The organism is Nocardioides psychrotolerans, from assembly GCF_900113685.1.
Classification (GTDB): domain Bacteria; phylum Actinomycetota; class Actinomycetes; order Propionibacteriales; family Nocardioidaceae; genus Nocardioides; species Nocardioides psychrotolerans.
On sequence record NZ_FOQG01000002.1, the window covers coordinates 285,702 to 305,399 of the forward strand.

Genomic DNA, 19,698 nt, shown 5'->3' on the forward strand with positions numbered 1-19,698 from the left:
TCGGTCGCCGGACGAGTCAGGGTGAGCAGGTCGAATCGGGCCAGCCCGACCATGACCTCCGCCTCGTCGACGCCGAGCAGCGCCGCGATGCTGCCTGGTGATGATCCTCGTCGCCACGTCCTCACCATCGGCCGTGGGGGCGGTCACGCGTTGCCCGCACGCCCGGGAAGACGGGTGGGCTTCACCCCAGGAAGGGGGCGACGACTCGCGCCGCGAGGCTGCGACGTCGGGTCAACGACTCCTCGGCGTCGGCGAGGGTCATGGCGCGCAGGCCGGCGTTGATCCCCAGCCAGCGCAGGGGTTCCGGCTCCCAGGGCCGCGACCGGTGGCCGACCCACGGGAGCCTCGTCAGCTCGGTGTCGCGACGCAGGACCAGGTCGCGCAGCGTACGACCGGCGAGGTTGGTCGTGGCCACACCATCGCCGACGTAGCCGCCGGCCCAGCCCAGACCGCTCGCCGGGTCGAGACCGACCGAGGCGCACCAGTCGCGCGGGATGCCCAGTGGTCCGCCCCAGGCGTGCGTGACCCGCGTGCCGGCCAGGACCGGGAAGAGGTCCAGCAGCGTCGACCACAGCCCGGCGTGCACGCGGGCGTCGCGGTCGAAGTCGGGTCGCACCTTCGAGCCCCAGTGGTAGGGCGCGCCGCGCCCGCCGAATGCCAGCCGCCCGTCGGCCGTGCGCTGGCCGTAGATCACCAGGTGCCGGTGGTCGCTGAAGGTCTCGCGCTCCCGCAGTCCGATCTCGTCCCACACGGCGTCGGGGAGCGGCTCGGTCGCGATCATCAGCGAGTAGACCGGCACGACCGCGCGCCGCACACCCGGCAGCCCGGGCGTGAATCCCTCCGTCGCGCGGATCACGTGTGCTGCCCGCACCACCCCGTGCGTCGTCACCGCGCGACCCGGCACGATCGAGGTCACCCTGGTCTGCTCGACGATGCGCACCCCACGTCGCTCGACGGCGTCGGCCAGCCCGCGCACGAGCCTGGCCGGGTGGATCGCCGCGCAGTCAGCGGTGAAGGTCGCGCCCCGTGTGCGGGTCGCTCGCACGAGCGCAGTCGCCTCCCCCCGCCCGAGCAGTCGTACGTCGGTCCCGTCGCGGCCCCAGGTCCGTGCGGCCGCAACCTCCTGCTGCGCGCGCTGCCACTGCGGTCGCGACCGGGCCAGCGTGATGGTGCCGCCCTTGGCGACGTCTGCCTCGATCCCCTCGGCGGCGGTGACCCGCACGACCTCGTCCACGGTGGCGCGCATCGCCCGGTGCTGGGCCAGCGCGGCGTCGCGGTCCGCCAGCGCGGCCAGGCTCGGCAGGGACGCCGGGAAGAGCGCCGAGCACCAGCCACCGTTGCGCCCCGACGCCCCGAAGCCCGCGGTCTCGCTCTCGATCACCACGATGCGCAACGAGGGGTCCGCCTCGGCCAGGTAGTAGGCGGTCCACAGCCCGGTGAACCCGGCGCCGACCACGGCCACGTCGCAGTCGGTGTCGCCGTCCAGCGCCGAGCGCGGTGACCACGAGCCTCCCGAGGTGGCGTGCCACAGCGACAGCTCGTCGTACGGCGTGGAGGACGCGTGCCGGGCGATCAGCGCACGCCCCACGAGTAGGTCTGCTTGCGCAGCTTGAGGTACATGAACGTCTCGGTGGACACGACGCCCTCGACCTCGCGGATCTTGCCGGAGATCAGCTCCAGCAGGTGGTCGTCGGTCTCGGCGACGACCTCGACGAGCAGGTCGTAACGACCGGCGGTGATCACCACGTAGTCGACCTCCTCGAGGTCGGCCAGGGCGTCGCCCACGCTCTCGAGCGGGCCGTCGACGTTGACCCCGATCATCGCCTGACGGGCGAAGCCGAGCTGGAGGGGGTCGGTGACGGCCACGATCTGCATGACGCCGCTCTCGATGAGTCGCTGCACGCGCTGGCGCACGGCCGCCTCGGAGAGGCCGACGACCTTGCCGATCGCGGCATAGGAGCGCCGTCCGTCGGCCTGGAGCTCCTCGATGATGGCCTTGGAGACCTCGTCGAGGGTGATCCCGGGGCGCTCCTGCTTCCTCGTCATGGCCGTCAAACTAGCCGGTCGTCCCGCTGCAGGCACGTTTCGGGGGCGCTTCGTCCGCAATCGATTTCGTTGCAAACGGGTTTCGGATCGACGGGATCCCTTGTCGAGGCCCGATGGTCATGACACGATCCGACGGATCGGACCCGCAACAGAGGGAAGTCGCATGCCGCCTGACGAACTCGCACGTCGCTCGACCCTCTCCCGTCGGGGAGCGCTCAAGGGCGGAGGTGCGGTCGCGTTCGCCGGCGTCAGCCTCGCCGCCCTCAAGCTGCCGTTCTTCTCCGTCGACGGCGCCGCGCAGAACCCGATGACGTGCCGTGCCGCCGACGTGTCGGCGCGCGAGCGTGAGTTCGTCATCTCCAACTGGACCGGCTACATCGACCCGCGCAAGCAGCCCACGTCGACGATGGCGGAGTTCCAGGCGAAGACCGGCATCACGGTCGACTACAACGTCGACGTCAACGACAACGCCGAGTTCTACGCCAAGGTGAAGAACCAGCTCGGCTCGTGCGACCCGATCGACCGCGACATGATCGTGCTGACCGACTGGATGGCGGCGCGGATGATCGGCCTCGGCTGGATCCAGCCGATGGACAAGGCCGCAGTCCCCAACCTGCATGCCAACATCATCGACTCGCTGCGCGACAAGCAGTGGGACCCCGACCTGGAATACCACGCGCCCTGGCAGAGCGGCCTCACCGGCATCGCCTACAACGCCGCCGAGGTGGGCGAGGTGGGCAGCTTCGAGGAGCTCATCAGCCGCTCCGACCTCAACGGCAAGATCACCCTGCTCTCCGAGATGCGCGACACCATGGGCTTCATGCTCAAGGTCGTGGGCGCCGACCCGACCGACTTCACCGAGGACCAGTGGCAGAACGCGCTCGATCGGCTCAAGAAGGCGATCGCCGACGGCCAGCTGCGCAGCTTCGCCGGCAACAACTACCTCCAGGAGCTCTCCGGCGGCAACGTGCTCGCCTGCGAGGCGTGGTCCGGCGACGTCATCCAGGCCCAGTTCGAGAACCCCGACATCAAGTTCGTCGTGCCGGAGGAGGGGTTGTCGCTGTGGAGCGACAACATGATGATTCCCAACCAGGCCACGCACCAGGCCAACGCGCAGCAGTGGATCGACTACTACTACGACCCCGTGGTCGCGGCCAAGCTCGCCGCCTGGGTCAACTACATCTGCCCCGTCGCCGGCGCCCGCGAGGAGATGGAGAAGCTCGATCCCTCGCTGGTCGACAACCCGCTGATCTTCCCGGACGACGATTTCCTGGCCAACACGTTCGACTTCATGCCGCTCGACGACCGGCAGAACGCGCAGTACGAGAAGGAGTGGGCCGATGTCACAGCTGGCTGAGGACGTCGCGGCGCGGGCCGCGAGCGATCCGACGTACGACGGGCTGCGGCTCTCGGGGCTCACCAAGTCCTTCGGCGGGGGATTCACCGCGGTCGACGCGCTGGACCTCGACGTGCCCAAGGGCTCGTTCTTCGCGCTGCTCGGACCCTCCGGCTGCGGCAAGACCACCACGCTGCGGATGGTCGCGGGCCTCGAGACCCCCACATCGGGCTCGATCGTGCTCGGTGGCAACGACATCACCTATGCCAAGCCCTACCGACGGCCGGTCAACACGGTCTTCCAGAGCTATGCGCTCTTCCCGCACCTCGACATCTTCGAGAACGTCGCGTTCGGCCTGCGGCGCCGCAAGTCCGCGCAGGTGAAGGAGAAGGTCGAGCAGATGCTCGAGCTCGTCGAGCTCACCGAGCAGTCACGCAAGAAGCCGGCCCAGCTCTCGGGCGGCCAGCAGCAACGTGTCGCGCTCGCCCGGGCCCTGATCAACGAGCCCGAGGTGCTGCTGCTCGACGAGCCCCTCGGGGCGCTCGACCTCAAGCTGCGCCGGGCGATGCAGATCGAGATCAAGCGCATCCAGACCGAGGTGCAGCAGACCTTCATCCACGTCACCCACGACCAGGAGGAGGCCATGACCATGGCCGACACGGTCGCGGTGATGAACGCCGGCGTCATCGAGCAGATGGGCGCACCAGCTGAGCTCTACGAGAACCCCCGCTCGACGTTCGTGGCTAACTTCCTCGGCCAGTCCAACCTGATCTCGGGGACCGTCGTGTCCCGCGCCGCTGACGTCGTCACCGTCGAGATGCATGGCATCCAGGTGTCGGTGCCGACCGGTCGCACCCACGTCGACGGAGATCAGGGCTGGGTCGGCATCCGACCCGAGAAGGTCCTGCTCGGAGAGCCGGGAGAGCAGCTCGACGCCCCCGGCAACACGATCCCGGGCGGCGTCATCACCGACGTGAGCTTCGTCGGCGTCAGCACCCAGTACCTCGTGCGCATGCCCTGGGGCCAGGAGCTCCAGATCTTCGAGCAGAACACCGGCCGCCGTCGGATGTTCGCCTCGGGGGAGAAGGTCGAGCTGTCCTGGCGACCCGAGTACGCGTTCCTCCTCGACCAGTCCCAGGACGCCACCGCGGGCGCGCAACGAGACGGCCAGTGAGCGAGACGGTCCGGCGCAAGGGCAAGGTCGGCTACCTGCTGCTCGCGCCGGCTGCCCTGTGGCTGGTGCTGTTCTTCGTCATCCCGTTCTACTCGCTGGTCGCGACGAGCCTCTTCGACCAGGGTGGCTCGGACTTCCGCGGCTACCAGATGACCTACGCGTTCGGCAACTACGTCGACGTCGTCCAGGAGTACGCCGGTCCCTTCGGTCGCTCGCTGCTCTACGGCGCGATCGCCACGGCGTTCTGCCTGGTGCTGGGCTACGTGCTGGCCTACGCCATCGCGTTCAAGGCCGGCCGCTGGAAGAACCTGATGCTGGTGCTCGTCATCGCGCCGTTCTTCACCAGCTTCCTGGTCCGGACGCTCTCGTGGAAGCTGATCCTCGCCGACGACGGCTTCATCGTGAACACCCTGCAGACGCTGCAGGTCCTCGGTGACGACGGCCGGCTCCTCGCCACACCGATCGCGGTCGTGGCCGGCCTGACCTACAACTTCCTGCCGTTCATGGTGCTCCCGCTCTACGCGAGCATCGACAAGATCGACCACCGGCTCATCGAGGCCTCCAGCGATCTCTACGCCAACCCGTTCGTCGGGTTCTTCAAGGTCACCTGGCCGCTCTCGCTGCCGGGCGTGGTGTCCGGCACGCTGCTGACGTTCATCCCCGCGGTCGGCGACTACATCAACGCCCAGTTCCTCGGCAGCACCAACGAGCGGGTCATCGGCAACGTGATCCAGGCGCAGTTCACCGACGCCAACAACTATCCGGTCGCCTCGGCCCTGTCGGTGCTGCTGATGGTGCTGATCCTCGCGATGGTGCTCGTCTACGTCCGCCGGGCCGGGACGGAGGACCTGCTGTGAGCGGGCTGTCGCGGTGGGTGCGCGAGCACCTCGTCCTGATGCTGGGCCTGCTCGTCCTCGTCTACACCTTCGTCCCGATCTTCGTCGTCGTCGGCATGAGCTTCAACGACCCCGGGGGTCGCAACGTCTACCAGTTCGGCAGCTTCACCCTGGACAACTGGCGCGACCCGTGCGGCCCCGACGACCTGTGCAGCTCGCTGCTGACCAGCATCCAGATCGGGCTGCTCGCGACCCTCGTGGCCACCGTGCTCGGCACGCTCGCGGCGTTCGCACTGGTGCGCCACGACTTCGCCGGCCGCTCGGCGTCCAACCTGCTGATCTTCCTGCCGATGGCCGCGCCCGAGATCGTCCTGGGCTCCTCGCTCCTGGCGCTCTTCGTGGCCTCGGGCTTCGCCGGCCAGCTGGGCTTCTGGACGATCCTGATCGCCCACGTGATGTTCTGCCTGTCCTTCGTCGTGGTCACCGTGCGTGCGCGCCTGGCGGGCATGGACGACGACCTCGAGCAGGCCGCCATGGACCTCTACGCCACCCCCGGCCAGACGTTCTGGCGCGTCACGTTCCCCCTGGTGCTGCCGGGCATCCTCGGCGCCGCCCTGCTCAGCTTCTCGCTGTCCTTCGACGACTTCATCATCACCAACCTCAACTCCGGCAACACCACGACCTTCCCGATGTACGTCTACGGCCAGGAACGCGTCGGGGTCCCCATGCAGGTCAACGTCGTCGGCACGCTGATGTTCGTCGTCTCGATCCTGCTGGTCCTCGGCTCGGAGGTGCGCAACCGGCGTCGGGCTCCGGCCTGACTGATCGCCGAGTCGGCGCGATGTCGCAGCTCAGGTGAACGTGCGACGCCGGTCGAGCATTGCTCGAGCCGCGGCCGCGCAGCGGTGCAGCCGCTGCTCCGCGTCCTGATGGTGCCCGAAGGTGTGCTCCTTCCGGAACACCTCGATCTGCCAGGCCCGCTCGGTCTCCAGCCACGTGCGCCGCGAATCGTCGTGCTCGGCGTGCTCCTCGCCGTGCCACTCCTCGCCGTCGTACTCCGCCGCGAGGAGCCAGTCCTCGATCCCCATGTCGAGGAAGAACCGGACGACGCCATCGACCTCGATCGGGATCTGGGTCTGCGGGCGCGGCAGTCCCGCATCGCACCACCGGTTCCGAAGGGCGGACTCGGCGAACGACGCTGCCCCGCCGTCAGCTCGCAGCGCGAGCACTCGGAGCACGACGACGCCGCGCTGCTTGTCGAATCGCGACACCTCGGCGAGGAGCTCGTCGTGACTGAAGAGGCCGAGGCGCAGCATCGCGTCCAGGCCCGCCAACCGCAGGTCGACGGTGCGCTGCAGGCGTCCGAGGTCGAGCGCGGTGCGCAACGGTGTCGTGACGCGCAGCCCGTGCAGCTCCATGACGTCCGACGGGCGGATCCGTCGCTCGCCACTGTCGGTGATCGGGTTCCGCACCCGCCCCGCATCGCTGGCCCGGAACATCGAGACCAGTGGCACGCCCTGGTGCTCCCCAGGCGCGAGCGCTCCGGTGGCCCCGTGCAACCAGGCCGCCGTCCGATCGCAGATGAACACATCGGCCGGCACCACCAGCCTCAGCGCCTCGCATCGCAGCCCGACCGAGTCTGCGACGTACGACGGCACGTAGACGCCGTTGAGCATCCGTCGGAGCTCCCCGTCGATCGTCAGGCGCGACAACTGCGAGCGCTCCACCCCAGCGTCCTGCGCGTCAGCGAGCGTGAACGGACGGGTGGGCAGGGTGCTGACGATGTGATGAGGTGCCATGTCGGGCGACCTGCCCGACCCCTGCCGAGCTCAACCCGGGTGTCGTCCCGCCTGTGGATGACAGCCTTCGGCGTGTGCGACATCGCGCCGACTCGGCGTACGGCCGTGCGACATCGCGCCGACTCGGCGTGCTCAGAGCAGCGTGGACGCCTTGTCGAGGACGACGCGCAGGATGTGCTCGATCTCGTCGAACTCCTCCTGGCCGCAGATCAGCGGCGGGGAGAGCTGGATGACGGGGTCACCGCGGTCGTCGGCGCGGCAGTAGAGGCCTTCGTCGTAGAGCGCCTTGGAGAGGAAGCCGCGCAGGAGCTTCTCGGACTCCTCCTCGTTGAAGGTCTCGCGGGTGTCCTTGTCCTTGACGAGCTCGATGCCGTAGAAGTAGCCGTCGCCGCGGACGTCGCCGACGATGGGCAGGTCCTTGAGGCGCTCCAGCGTCGAGCGGAACGCGCCCTCGTTGGACCGCACGTGCTCGAGGATGCCTTCGCGCTCGAAGATGTCGAGGTTGGCCAGCGCGACCGCGGTGGAGACCGGGTGGCCGCCGAAGGTGTAGCCGTGGGCGAAGGACTCGTGGCCGTGGAGGAACGGCTCCATGAGCCGGTCGGAGGTGATCATCGCGCCCAGCGGCGCGTAGCCCGAGGTGATGCCCTTGGCGCAGGTGATGATGTCGGGCTGGTAGCCGTAGCGTTCGGCGCCGAACATGTGCCCGAGGCGGCCGAAGGCGCAGATGACCTCGTCGGAGACCAGGAGCACGTCGTGGCGGTCGCAGATCTCGCGCACCCGCTGGAAGTAGCCCGGCGGGGGCGGGAAGCAGCCGCCGGCGTTCTGCACCGGCTCGAGGAACACCGCGGCGACCGTCTCGGGTCCTTCGTTGATGATCGCGACCTCGATCTGGTCGGCTGCCCAGCGGCCGAAGGCCTCGGGGTCGGAGTGCCCGTCGAGGAATCCGCCGGTGATCTCGTGGGCCCGGTAGGAGTTGGTGTTGGGCGCGCGGAAGGTCGAGGGGACCAGCGGCTCGAACTGTGCCTTCAGCCCCGGAAGCCCCGTGATCGACAGCGCGCCCGCGGTGGTGCCGTGGTATGCGATCGCGCGGCTGACGACCTTGTGCTTCATCGGCTTGCCGGTGAGCTTGAAGTAGTTCTTCGCCAGCTTCCACGCCGACTCCACGGCCTCGCCACCGCCGGAGGTGAAGAACACCCGGTTCAGGTCCCCGGGCGCATAGCCGGCGACCCGCTCGGCGAGCTCGATCGCGGTCGGGTGGGCGTAGGACCACAGCGGGTGGAAGGCCAGCTGCGAGGCCTGCTTGGCGCCGGCCTCGGCGAGCTCGGTGCGGCCGTGCCCGAGCTGGGAGACGAAGAGACCGGCGAGACCGTCGAGGTACTTCTTGCCCTGGGCGTCCCAGATGTAGGCGCCCTCGCCCTTGACGATGATGGGGACGTCGGAGTGGTCATAGGTGGAGTGGCGCGTGAAGTGCATCCACAGGTGGTCCTTGGCGGCGCGCTGCAGGTGGTCGTAGTCCAACGTCATGCGACCATCCTCCCTGTCCAGGCCGACAAGAGCAAGTGAATCCGTTGTGAAGCATCATGAGGGCGACGGAATTCGTTGTGCCGCAGTGTCGTCCTGCCTGGTAGACATGCGTCCATGACGACCACGGTCTTCCGCAACGGCACCCTCTTCGACGGTCATCGGTACGTCGGTCCGGGTGCGGTCGTCGTCGTGGACGGCCGCATCGCCGACGTCCTGGTGGGCGACCCCGGCGGCTTCACGCTCCCGACAGGTCGGGTCGTGGACCTGGCCGGCGGCCTGCTGGCGCCCGGCTTCGTCGACGCCCACGTCCACGCGGTCCAGGGTGGGCTCGAGCGGATCCGCTGCGACCTCTCGGAGCTGGAGGGGCGCGACGCCTACCTTGAGCACATCGCCGCCTACGCGGCCGCCCACCCCGACCTGCCCTGGATCCTCGGCGGCGGCTGGGCGATGTCGGCGTTCCCGGGCGGCACGCCCACGGCAGCCGACCTCGACCGCGTGGTGCCGGACCGGCCAGTCTTCCTGCCCAACCGCGACCACCACGGCGCCTGGGTCAACTCGCGGGCGCTGGAGATCGCCGGCATCGACGCCACCACTCCCGACCCGCCCCACGGCCACGTCGAGCGGGACCCGACCGGCCGGCCCACGGGCACGCTCCACGAGGGCGCCATGCACGCCGTTGCCCGCCACACCCCGACCACGAGCGTCGAGGAGAACTACCAGGCCCTGCTGGCCGGCCAGGCCTACCTCCACTCCCTCGGCGTCACTGGCTGGCAGGACGCGATCGTCGGCGCCTACGCGGGGATGGACGACCCCGGACCGACGTACCTCCGAGCCGCGCAGCGCGGCGACCTGACCGCCGACGTGGTCGGTGCCCTGTGGTGGGACCGTGACCGAGGTGAGGAACAGGTCGCCGACCTGCTCGCCCGACGTGACGTCTACACCCACGGGCGCTTCCGCGCCACGAGCGTCAAGGTCATGCAGGACGGGGTCGCGGAGAACGGCACGGCCGCGCTCACGACGCCCTACCTCGACCGCTGCGGCCACGCGACGACCAACACCGGTCACTCCTTCGTCGACCCCGCGGCGCTGCGTCGCCACGTCGCCCGCCTCGACGCCGAAGGCTTCCAGGTCCACGTCCATGGCATCGGTGACCGCGGCGTGCGCGAGGCGCTGGACGCGTTCGAGGGCCTGGACCCCGGCCACGACCGGCGCCACCAGATCGCCCACCTGCAGGTGGTGCACCCCGACGACGTCGCGCGCTTCGCCGCTCTCGGGGTCGCCGCCGATGTGCAGATGCTGTGGGCCTGCCTCGACGAGCAGATGGTCGACCTGACGCTGCCGTTCCTGGGGGCGGAGCGGGCCCGCTGGCAGTACCCGTTCGGCGACCTGCACCGCGCCGGCGCCCACCTCGTCGCCGGCAGCGACTGGCCGGTCAGCACGCCCGACCCGCTCCAGGCCATCCACGTCGCGGTCAACCGCACGGCCCACGGGGAGTCCGGTCCGGCCGGGGAGGAGCCCTTCCTCCCCGAGCAGGCCCTCGCGCTCGAGACGGCGTTCGCGGCCTACACCTCCGGCAGCGCCTGGGTGAACCACCGCGACGACGCCGGCGTGCTGCGAGCCGGTGCGGTCGCCGACCTGGTGGTGCTCGACCGGGACCCGTTCGCGGGGATCCCCGCTGAGATCGGCGCCACCACGGTCACCGGCACCTGGATCGACGGTCGCCCCATCAATTGACGCAAGCGATGCCGGTCTGCGAAGTATTGCGGGAGCATGACGACGGATTCCGCGTCAGATCGCCCGCAGGGCTATAGATTTCGTCGCAGCCTGACTAGGCTCCCCACATGGCCCACCAGACATTCAAGAACATCGTCAACGGAGAGCTCGTCGACGCGTCCGCGGGGGAGACCTACAACGTCATCGACCCGAGCACGGGCGAGGTCTACGCGCAGGCGCCGATGTCGCGGGCCGAGGACGTCGACCGGGCCTACGCCGCCGCCGACGCGGCGTTCGACGCCTGGGGTGAGACCACGCCCCAGGAGCGGGCCCGTGCCCTGCTCCACATCGCCGACGCCATCGACGCCCGGGCCGACGAGATCGTGCGCGTGGAGTCCCGTGACACCGGCAAGCCCCTGGGCCTCACCGCCTCCGAGGAGCTACCGCCCAGCTCCGACCACTTCCGCTTCTTCGCCGGCGCCGCCCGCGTGCTGGAGGGCAAGTCGGCCGGGGAGTACCTCGCCGACCACACCTCCTTCGTCCGACGCGAGCCGATCGGCGTCGTCGGCCAGGTGACGCCGTGGAACTACCCGTTGATGATGATGATCTGGAAGATCGCGCCCGCGCTCGCAGCCGGCAACACGATCGTCCTCAAGCCCAGCGACACCACGCCCGCCAGCTCCACGCTGCTCGCGGAGCTGTGCCAGGAGTTCCTGCCGCCCGGGGTGCTCAACGTCGTCTGCGGCGACCGCGACACCGGCCGTGCGCTGGTGGAGCACAAGACCCCGCAGATGGTGTCGATCACCGGCTCGGTCCGCGCGGGCATGGAGGTCGCCGGAGCAGCCGCCGCCGACGTCAAACGGGTCCACCTCGAGCTGGGTGGCAAGGCTCCGGTCATCGTCTTCGACGACGCCGACGTCGAGAAGGCCGCGGCCGCAATCGCCGAGGCCGGCTACTTCAACGCCGGTCAGGACTGCACCGCCGCCACCCGTGTACTCGCCGGCCCCGGCGTCTACGACGACTTCGTGGCGGCGCTCGCCGAGCAGGCCAAGGCCACCCGCACCGGCATGCCCGACGACGAGGACGTCCTCTACGGCGCGCTCAACAACGAGCACCAGCTCGCTCGCGTCGCCGGCATGGTCGATCGGCTGCCCGACCACGCCACCCTCGAGGCCGGCGGCTCGCGCCAGGGCGACCGCGGCTACTTCTACACCCCGACCGTGCTCTCCGGCCTGAAGCAGGACGACGAGCAGGTCCAGGACGAGATCTTCGGCCCCGTCATCACGGTGCAGAAGTTCGCCGACGAGGCCGAGGCCCTGCGCTGGGCCAACGGCGTGAAGTACGGCCTGTCCTCCAGCGTGTGGACCAAGGACCACGCCCGCGCCATGCGGATGTCCAAGCGCCTCGACTTCGGTGTGGTGTGGATCAACACCCACATCCCCTTCGTCTCCGAGATGCCCCACGGTGGCTTCAAGCAGTCCGGCTACGGCAAGGACCTCTCGATGTACGGCCTCGAGGACTACACCCGCATCAAGCACGTCATGTCCTACATCGGCGAGTGAGCGCCGCGATATCGGCACGCTGCCGGCGTTGTCGGCGCTCGACGGCCCGCTTCGCTCCAAGACCGCCTTCGCGCCTCCGCCTTGGCAGCGCACCGATCTCACGACGCCCACATGTGACTTCATAGAATGGAAGAGCAGATGAGGATCCTCCTGGTCGGCGCCGGCGGCGTCGGATCGGCCTTCGCGGCGATCGCGGCACGCCGCGACTTCTTCGAGGCGATCGTCGTGGCCGACTACGACGAGGCGAAGGCGGCGGCGGCCGCAGCCATCGATGAGCGCTACGTCGAGGCCCGCGTCGACGCCTCCGACGCGGCGTCCGTCACGGCGCTCTGCCGCGAGCACCGGATCACCCACGTGATGAACGCGGTCGACCCGGTGTTCGACATGTCGATCTTCGAGGGCGCGTTCGCCGCGGGCGCCGACTACCTCGACATGGCGATGAGCCTCTCCAGGCCGCACCCGGAGTCGCCGTACGAGCAGTGCGGGGTGAAGCTCGGCGACGAGCAGTTTGCCGTGGCAGGGGAGTGGGAGCAAGCAGGTCGCCTCGCGCTGGTCGGGATCGGCGTCGAGCCGGGGCTCTCCGACGTCTTCGCGCGCTACGCCAGCGACCACCTCTTCAGCGAGATCGACGAGCTCGGCACCCGCGACGGCGCCAACCTGGTCGTCACCGACGAGGACGGCAACGAGGTCTTCGCACCGTCGTTCTCGATGTGGACCACGATCGAGGAGTGCCTCAACCCGCCGGTCATCTGGGCCGGCGACGGGACCGGGAAGGGCGAGTGGCACACGACCGCGCCGTTCAGCGAGCCCGAGGTCTTCGACTTCCCCGAAGGCATCGGCCCGGTCGAGTGCGTCAACGTCGAGCACGAGGAGGTGCTCCTGATGCCGCGCTGGATCAACTGCAAGCGCGCGACGTTCAAGTACGGCCTCGGCGATGAGTTCATCACCATCCTCAAGGTCCTGCACACCCTCGGCCTCGACAGCACCGAGAAGATCCGTGTCAAGGCCGCTTCTGGTGGGCACTGCGAGGTCAGCCCCCGCGACGTGGTCGCCGCCGTGCTGCCCGACCCTGCGACCGTGGGCCCGCGGATGAAGGGCAAGACCTGCGCCGGCCTGTGGGTGACCGGCACGGGCAAGGACGCTCACGGGAGTCCGACAGGCCCGCGGTCGACCTACCTCTATCACGTGGTCGATAACGAGTGGACGATGGCGGAGTACGGCCACCAGTGCGTCGTGTGGCAGACCGCGATCAACCCGGTCGTGGCCCTCGAGCTGCTCGCCACCGGCGTGTGGAGCGGCGCCGGCGTGCTCGGCCCCGAGGCCTTCGACGCCGTGCCGTTCCTCGACCTGCTGACCGCCTACGGCAGCCCGTGGGGGATCAAGGAGCTGTAGCCACAGCAGCCTCGGGACGCTCGGTCACCGGCGCTGTCGCCAACGCCGGACCCGGCTCACCGGCGCGCAGGAACTGCCCCGTCCGCTCCCGCAGGAGTACGTCGGTCCCCTCGCCGTCGCGCCACACCACGCGCCCGGACACCATCACGAGGGGGACGGTCGCGTCGTTGCGGTTGACCATGCGCGAGAGACCGTCGTACTGCTCGACGGGAGCCTCGGCGTAGTCGGTCAAGGTCTCGTCGAGGTGTGCCGGGTCGAGCAGGAACAGGTCGGCGCGGTCGCCGACGCGGAGGTGGCCGGCGTCGATGCCGTACCAGTCGGCGAGCTCGCCGGTCAGCCGGTGCACCGCGTGCTCGACGGTGATGAACGGCGAGCCTGCCTGGTCGGCGTCGTGCACGTGCTTGAGCAGCCGGAGCCCGAAGTTGTAGAAGCTCATGTTGCGCAGGTGGGCGCCGGCGTCGGAGAAGCCCATCTGGATGCCGGGGCTGGCAGCCATCTTCTTGAGGATGTGGGGGCGGTGCCCCGAGATCGTCGTGCGCCAACGGATCGACGTGCCGTGCTCGAGCACCAGGTCGAGGAAGGCGTCGACGGGGTGCTTCCCGCCACGCTCGACACCGACCTGCCCGAAGGACTTGCCGATGACGGAGGCGTCGGGGCACTCCATGATCTCGGCGTCGAAGAAATCACGGTGCCAGACCCGGGGGCCGTACTTGCTCTCGTAGTCCTTGCGGAAGGCCGCGCGGTAGGCCGGGTCGGCCAGCAGGTCGTCGCGGGCGATCTTCTCCGACAGGTGCAGGGCGGCGGCGCCGGAGCCGAACTCCTCGAAGATGACCAGGTCGATGCCGTCGGCGTAGACCTCGAAGGGGACCGGGAGGTGCTGCCAGCGGAAGTCGCCTCCGAGGCGGTTGGAGACGGCTGCGAGCACGCGCATCAGGTGGATGATCCCGGGGATGGCCTTGATGTCGGCCGCCGAGAGCAGGCTCGTCTTGAGGGGCTTGCGGCCGCCGAGGCCGATGGAGCCGAAGGCCTGCGTGACGATCGTGTGGGGGTGGCTGGCGTCGGGGCCTGCCTGGAGCGCACGCTCGCGCTCGCGAAGGATCCGGCGCAGGCCGCGCATCTCGCGCCACTTCGCGTAGGTCGAGGGCAGGGTGCGCGAGCGGCAGACCTCGCCGTCGAGCTTGTCGAAGAGCAGCTGCTGGGCCGACATGCCGACGAACCCGGCGTCGAGCGCCTCGGTGAGCATGTCCTCCATGCGCTGCTGCTCGCGACGCGACGGCTTGACGCCCTTGCGCGTGGCCTGGTCCAGGCCCATCGTCGCGGTGCGCATGTCGGAGTGGCCGATGAAGGCGGCGAGGTTGGGGCCGAGGGGGAGCGACTCGAGCGCGTCGACGTACTCGCCGGCCGAGCTCCAGGTCTTGGCCTCCTCGACGGCAGAGATGACGTGCTGGCGGGGGATCGCCTCGACCCGGCCGAACAGGTCGCCGGCGTCGACGCCGCCGACATGGATGGTCGAGAGCGAGCAGGAGCCGAGCAGGATCGTGGTGACGCCGTGGCGCAGCGACTCGGGCAGGTGCGGGTCGCGCAGCACCTCGACGTCGTAGTGGGTGTGGATGTCGACCATGCCGGGCAGGACCCACTGCCCGCGGGCGTCGACCACCTCGGGGCAGCCGGTCGCCTCCAGCGGGGTCGCGGAGATCTCGACGACCACGCCGTCCTTAATGCCGAGGTCGCGGACCGCCGAGGCAGCCCCCGTACCGTCGAACCAGCGGCCGTTGCGGATGATGGCGTCGTAGGTCACAGGGCGATACAACCGGAGGTTTTGACACGCGTCAAGAGTCGGGTCTGAGGGCTGGAAGAAGCAGCCGGCTGACGTATCCGGTGTCACAAGGCGGTAACAACCGCGCGAATCGTTGCCCAAAGCCGTCAAGACGATGAAAATCGGATGCTGGCTTCGCTAGGTTCCCTCCATGCCGAACGCGATTTCCGTGAGGGGACTGAGCAAGCACTTCGACGATGTGCGCGCCGTCGACGACCTCGACCTCGACATCGCCGACGGTGAGTTCTTCTCCATGCTCGGCCCCTCCGGCTCCGGGAAGACCACGGTCCTGCGGCTGATCGCCGGCTTCGAGAAGCCCACCTCCGGCCGGATCCAGCTCGGCCAGGAGGACGTCACCGACCGGGCGCCGTACGCCCGCGACGTCAACACCGTCTTCCAGGACTACGCGATCTTCCCTCACATGAGCGTGCGGCAGAATGTCGAGTACGGCCTGCGCGTCAAGAAGGTGCCCCGCGGTGAGCGCCGCGAGCGTGCCGAGCAGGCGCTGGCGACCGTGCGCCTCGACGGGTACGGCGAGCGCAAGCCGCACCAGCTCTCCGGAGGTCAGCGCCAGCGCGTCGCCCTGGCGCGGGCGCTCGTCAACCGGCCCAAGGTGCTGCTGCTCGACGAGCCCCTGGGCGCGCTCGACCTCAAGCTGCGCCGCGAGATGCAGATCGAGCTCAAGGAGATCCAGCGTGAGGTAGGCATCACCTTCGTGTTCGTGACCCACGACCAGGAGGAGGCTCTCACGATGAGCGACCGCATCGCGGTCTTCAACGAGGGACGCATCGAGCAGCTCGCGTCACCGGTGGAGCTCTACGAGAAGCCCGCGAGCACGTTCGTGGCAGGCTTCGTCGGCACCTCGAACCTGATCGAGGGCGAGGTCGCCCGGGCGATCCTGGGGGAGGCCGGGCGCTTCGTCATCCGCCCCGAGAAGGTCCAGCTCGTGGGACCGTCCGAGGCGCCGAGCGCGGACGCGCGCGTGTGCGTGGCCCCCGGAGTGGTCCGTGAGGTCGTCTACCTCGGCTCCACCACCCACTCCGTCGTCGAACTCGATGCGGGCACCACCGTGACGGTGGCCCACCACAACTTCGACCGGTCGATCGACGCCGCCCTTGAGCGTCGCGACCAGCGCGTCGTCGTCACCTGGCGACGCGACCACCTGGTGTCCCTGGGCGGGTCCGATCCCGACCCGGTGGCGTCCCCTGAGGAGGAGACAGCATGAAACGAAGCACGAAGAGGCGAACATTGGCGGTGACCAGCGCCTTCCTGCTGGCCCTCGCCGCCGGGTGCGGCACCGAATCGGGTGGGTCGGACGCGGATGACGACACGGGCTCGGCCGCCGGGTTCACACCGCCTGACCTCCCGATGAAGGAGGAGATGGGCGACATGGAGGGTGAGGTGAACATCCTTGCCTGGCCGGGCTACGCCGAGGACGGCAGCACCGACGCCGCCGTCGACTGGGTCACCCCGTTCGAGGAGGAGACCGGCTGCCAGGCCAACGTAAAGTACTTCGGCACGTCCGACGAGGCGGTCAGTCTCATGAAGACCGGCGAGTACGACGTGGTGTCTGCCTCAGGCGACGCGTCGCTGCGCATGATTGCGGCGGGGGACGTGGCCCCGGTCAACGTCGACCTGGTCGAGAACTACGTCGATGTCTACGACTACCTCAAGGACCGTGACTGGAACTCGGTGGACGGCCAGATGTACGGAGTCCCGCACGGCTACGGCGCCAACCTGCTCATGTGGCGTACTGACCTGGTCGAGTCGGCTCCGACCAGTTGGAGCGTCGTGTTCGAGGGCGGCTCGGAGTACGCAGGCAAGGTGACGGCCTACGACTCGCCCATCTACATCGCCGACGCCGCGATGTACCTCATGGAGACCCAGCCCGACCTCGGCATCGAGCACCCGTACTCCCTGGACGAGGACCAGCTCGCCGCCGCCGTCGACCTGCTCAAGAAGCAGAAGGAGAACGTGGGCGAGTACTGGTCGGACTACCTCAAGGAGGTCCAGGCCTTCACCACCGGTGACAGCGTCGTGGGCACGACGTGGCAGGTCATCGCCAACGTCGCCCAGGGGGAGGGCGTGCCCGTCGACGTGGTCCTGCCCGAGGAGGGCGCGACCGGATGGTCGGACACGTGGATGGTGGGTGCCGATTCGCCCAACACCAACTGTGCCTACGCCTGGATGAATCACATCATCAGCCCGGAGGCCAACGCGGCCGTGGCGGAGTACTTCGGCGAGGCGCCGTCGAACGCCAAGGCGTGTGACATCGCCTCCGAAGGCCACTGCGAGACCTTCCACGCAGGGGACGAGGAGTACGCCTCCAAGCTCTGGTACTGGACCACGCCGATCGAGCAGTGCCTGGACGGTCGCACGGACGTGAAGTGCACCGACTACGGCGACTGGACTCAGGCCTGGACCGAGGTCAAGGGCTGATTTCATGGCTTCATCGCAACGACCGGGACGCGGGATCCTGGTGATCCCGCGTCCTGGTCGTCGCTCCCGTGACCGCTCGGTGCTGCTGCTCATCCCGCCGATGCTCTGGCTGGGAGTCGCCTATCTCGGTGCGCTCGGGGCGCTGTTCATCACCTCGCTGTGGGGTCAGAACGATTTCACGGGGGCCATCGAGAGGATCTGGACCCTCGACAACTTCCGCGACCTGTTCACCATCGAGGTCTATCGGACGATCACGGTCCGGACGATCACGATCGCGGCCGTGGTCACGATCGTCGACGCGGTGCTCGCCTTCCCCATCGCGCTCTACATGGCGAAGGTCGCCTCGCCTCGGCTCCAGCGGCTGCTGGTGATCGCGGTGCTGATGCCACTGTGGGCTTCCTACCTCGTCAAGGCCTACGCGTGGCGCAGCATGCTCTCCGAGGGGGGACTCATCTCCTCGATCGCGGCGCCGTTCGGGCTGGAGTCCCCGGGCTACGGGCTGGTGGCGACCACGATCACGCTGGCCTACCTGTGGCTGCCGTTCATGATCCTGCCGATCTACGCCGGGCTTGAGCGACTGCCCGACTCGCTCTTCGAGGCATCCTCCGACCTGGGCGCGAGGTCCGCCATGACGCTGCGCCGGGTGGTGCTGCCCATGGCCTTCCCGGCGATCGTGGCCGGGTCGATCTTCACGTTCTCGCTGACGATGGGTGACTACATCGCGGTGCGCATCGTCGGCGGGACCAGCCAGCTGCTCGGCAACGTCGTCTACGACAACCAGGGCGCGGCCAACAACCTGCCCTTCGCAGCCGCCGTGGCGACCATCCCCGTGGTGGTCATGCTGGTCTACCTCGCTGCCGCTCGTCGTACCGGCGCTTTGGACAACCTGTGATCCTGTCGGGCGGACTTCGAGTCGCGCTCCGGATCTTCACCGTCGTGGTGCTGGTGGTCATCTACGTCCCGTTGATGCTGGTGGTGCTGAATTCTTTCAACGCAGACCGGACCTTCGGCTGGCCGCCGGAGGAGCTCACGCTTGCGTGGTGGGAGCTCGCGGCCCGCAGCGAAGGCGCGCGGGCCGCCCTGTGGACCAGCGTCCAGGTCGCGGCACTCGCCACCCTGGTCGCGCTCGTGCTGGGGACTCTGGCCGCCATGGGCCTGCGCCGCACGAAGTTCTTCGGCCGCAACACCGTCTCGCTACTCATCATCCTGCCGATCGCGCTGCCGGGCATCGTGACGGGCATCGCCCTGCAGAACGCGTTCAAGACCATGCTCGGCATCGACCTGAGCCTGTTCACCGTGGTGGTGGCGCACGCGACGTTCTGCATCGTGACGGTCTTCAACAACGTTCAGGCGCGCTTCCAGCGGCTCGGAGGCAACCTGGAGTCCGCTTCGATGGATCTCGGCGCCGGGCCCTTCACGACCTTCCGACTGGTGACGCTGCCGATGATCCGCTCGGCGCTCTTGGCCGGCGCGCTGTTGGCCTTCGGGCTCTCCTTCGACGAGATCGTCGTGACCACGTTCACCGCGGGCAGCCAGGACGAGACGCTGCCGATCTGGATCTTCCAGAACCTCTTCCGTCCCAACCAGGCCCCCGTGGTCAACGTGGTGGCCGCCGTCCTGATCGTGGCCTCCGCGATCCCGATCTACCTTGCCCAGAAGCTCTCCGGCGGCAACGCCGAGGCAATGACCGGGGCGCGCTGAGCCTCCCTCGTTGGGTGAACAGCGAAGGCCGTCGCCGCCGCGCTCGCCGCGGGCGGCCTGGAGGTGGAGCGGGCCAGGGCGAGGCCATGCACGTCGGCCCACAGCAGGTCGGCCTGCCGAGTCGGCATGGTGAACCGGCCGTAGGTCTTGCCGTGCCAGTCGTCTGTCATCCTCAGTCGGGCGCTGAGCCACCGCGTGCTCCGCTGCCAAGGCACTGCCGGCGCACTGTCATGCCGAGGTCCAGGCGGTGAGCCAGCCACCGTTGCACCACCGACGCCGGGTTGGCAGCTCACCGCCGACCCGGCGTCCGGTTCTGCTGCGTGGCGTTCGCTCGAAAACGCACGCTTCTGGCGCGTAGAC

General features: G+C 69.0%; 16 protein-coding genes. 11 read left to right on the top strand and 5 right to left on the bottom strand.

Annotation, left to right across the window (positions count from 1 at the left end; translation table 11 throughout):
* Positions 1–181 precede the first annotated feature (181 nt).
* Together BM204_RS03555 and BM204_RS03560 are read right to left on the bottom strand one after the other, a co-directional pair.
* Positions 182–1,588, bottom strand: coding sequence for an NAD(P)/FAD-dependent oxidoreductase (locus BM204_RS03555; protein ID WP_246165859.1), 1,407 nt, complete (start codon positions 1,586–1,588; stop codon positions 182–184).
* A complete protein-coding gene (locus tag BM204_RS03560) occupies positions 1,573–2,046 on the bottom strand; it encodes an Lrp/AsnC family transcriptional regulator (RefSeq protein WP_091110718.1) in 474 nt (157 codons plus the stop codon). The genes BM204_RS03555 and BM204_RS03560 overlap by 16 nt, the downstream gene beginning before the upstream one ends.
* Before the next feature lie 163 nt (positions 2,047–2,209).
* On the opposite strand from BM204_RS03560, the gene BM204_RS03565 reads away from it, so the two are divergent.
* The 4 genes from BM204_RS03565 to BM204_RS03580 are packed head-to-tail and all read left to right on the top strand — an operon-like array spanning position 2,210 to position 6,213.
* Positions 2,210–3,403 (top strand): polyamine ABC transporter substrate-binding protein, encoded by a 1,194-nt coding sequence (locus BM204_RS03565; protein ID WP_170259070.1) that lies wholly within the window; start codon positions 2,210–2,212, stop codon positions 3,401–3,403.
* Positions 3,387–4,556, top strand: coding sequence for an ABC transporter ATP-binding protein (locus tag BM204_RS03570; protein WP_091110439.1), 1,170 nt, complete (start codon positions 3,387–3,389; stop codon positions 4,554–4,556). The genes BM204_RS03565 and BM204_RS03570 overlap by 17 nt, the downstream gene beginning before the upstream one ends.
* Positions 4,553–5,413, top strand: coding sequence for an ABC transporter permease (locus BM204_RS03575; protein ID WP_174812976.1), 861 nt, complete (start codon positions 4,553–4,555; stop codon positions 5,411–5,413). Before BM204_RS03570 ends, BM204_RS03575 begins: the two co-directional genes overlap by 4 nt.
* Positions 5,410–6,213, top strand: coding sequence for an ABC transporter permease (locus BM204_RS03580; protein WP_218031134.1), 804 nt, complete (start codon positions 5,410–5,412; stop codon positions 6,211–6,213). The genes BM204_RS03575 and BM204_RS03580 overlap by 4 nt, the downstream gene beginning before the upstream one ends.
* A 30-nt stretch (positions 6,214–6,243) precedes the next feature.
* Here BM204_RS03580 and BM204_RS03585 read toward each other — a convergent pair whose 3' ends face one another.
* A complete protein-coding gene (locus tag BM204_RS03585) occupies positions 6,244–7,191 on the bottom strand; it encodes a type IV toxin-antitoxin system AbiEi family antitoxin domain-containing protein (RefSeq protein WP_091110442.1) in 948 nt (315 codons plus the stop codon).
* 132 nt (positions 7,192–7,323) lie between these two features.
* Positions 7,324–8,715, bottom strand: a complete 1,392-nt coding sequence (locus BM204_RS03590) for an aspartate aminotransferase family protein (protein WP_091110444.1) — start codon at positions 8,713–8,715, stop codon at positions 7,324–7,326.
* A gap of 114 nt (positions 8,716–8,829) precedes the next feature.
* On the opposite strand from BM204_RS03590, the gene BM204_RS03595 reads away from it, so the two are divergent.
* The 3 genes from BM204_RS03595 to BM204_RS03605 all read left to right on the top strand — a co-directional run bounded on the left by BM204_RS03595 (position 8,830) and on the right by BM204_RS03605 (position 13,382).
* Positions 8,830–10,449: an amidohydrolase gene (locus tag BM204_RS03595; protein WP_091110446.1), complete on the top strand. Its 1,620-nt coding sequence runs from the start codon at positions 8,830–8,832 to the stop codon at positions 10,447–10,449.
* Between the two features lie 107 nt (positions 10,450–10,556).
* Positions 10,557–11,990 (top strand): gamma-aminobutyraldehyde dehydrogenase, encoded by a 1,434-nt coding sequence (locus tag BM204_RS03600; RefSeq protein WP_091110447.1) that lies wholly within the window; start codon positions 10,557–10,559, stop codon positions 11,988–11,990.
* Between the two features lie 138 nt (positions 11,991–12,128).
* Complete coding sequence (locus BM204_RS03605) at positions 12,129–13,382, top strand: saccharopine dehydrogenase family protein (RefSeq protein WP_091110449.1); 1,254 nt, start codon at positions 12,129–12,131, stop codon at positions 13,380–13,382.
* On the opposite strand, the gene BM204_RS03610 is transcribed toward BM204_RS03605, so the two are convergent.
* Positions 13,369–15,180, bottom strand: a complete 1,812-nt coding sequence (locus BM204_RS03610) for an N-acyl-D-amino-acid deacylase family protein (RefSeq protein ID WP_091110451.1) — start codon at positions 15,178–15,180, stop codon at positions 13,369–13,371. The two genes, BM204_RS03605 and BM204_RS03610, sit on opposite strands and share 14 nt — an antisense overlap.
* 169 nt (positions 15,181–15,349) lie before the next feature.
* Here BM204_RS03610 and BM204_RS03615 point away from each other — a divergent pair, with 169 nt between their 5' ends.
* From BM204_RS03615 to BM204_RS03630, 4 genes are read left to right on the top strand one after another with little or no spacing between them, the layout of a single operon-like run.
* The gene (locus tag BM204_RS03615; RefSeq protein WP_091110453.1) at positions 15,350–16,423 is read left to right on the top strand and encodes an ABC transporter ATP-binding protein; all 1,074 of its coding nucleotides are present in this window, start codon (positions 15,350–15,352) and stop codon (positions 16,421–16,423) included.
* Complete coding sequence (locus BM204_RS03620; RefSeq protein ID WP_091110454.1) at positions 16,420–17,637, top strand: ABC transporter substrate-binding protein; 1,218 nt, start codon at positions 16,420–16,422, stop codon at positions 17,635–17,637. Before BM204_RS03615 ends, BM204_RS03620 begins: the two co-directional genes overlap by 4 nt.
* A gap of 4 nt (positions 17,638–17,641) precedes the next feature.
* Positions 17,642–18,529: an ABC transporter permease gene (locus BM204_RS03625; protein ID WP_091110456.1), complete on the top strand. Its 888-nt coding sequence runs from the start codon at positions 17,642–17,644 to the stop codon at positions 18,527–18,529.
* Positions 18,526–19,338, top strand: coding sequence for an ABC transporter permease (locus BM204_RS03630; protein WP_246165863.1), 813 nt, complete (start codon positions 18,526–18,528; stop codon positions 19,336–19,338). Before BM204_RS03625 ends, BM204_RS03630 begins: the two co-directional genes overlap by 4 nt.
* Positions 19,339–19,698: the final 360 nt, after the last annotated feature.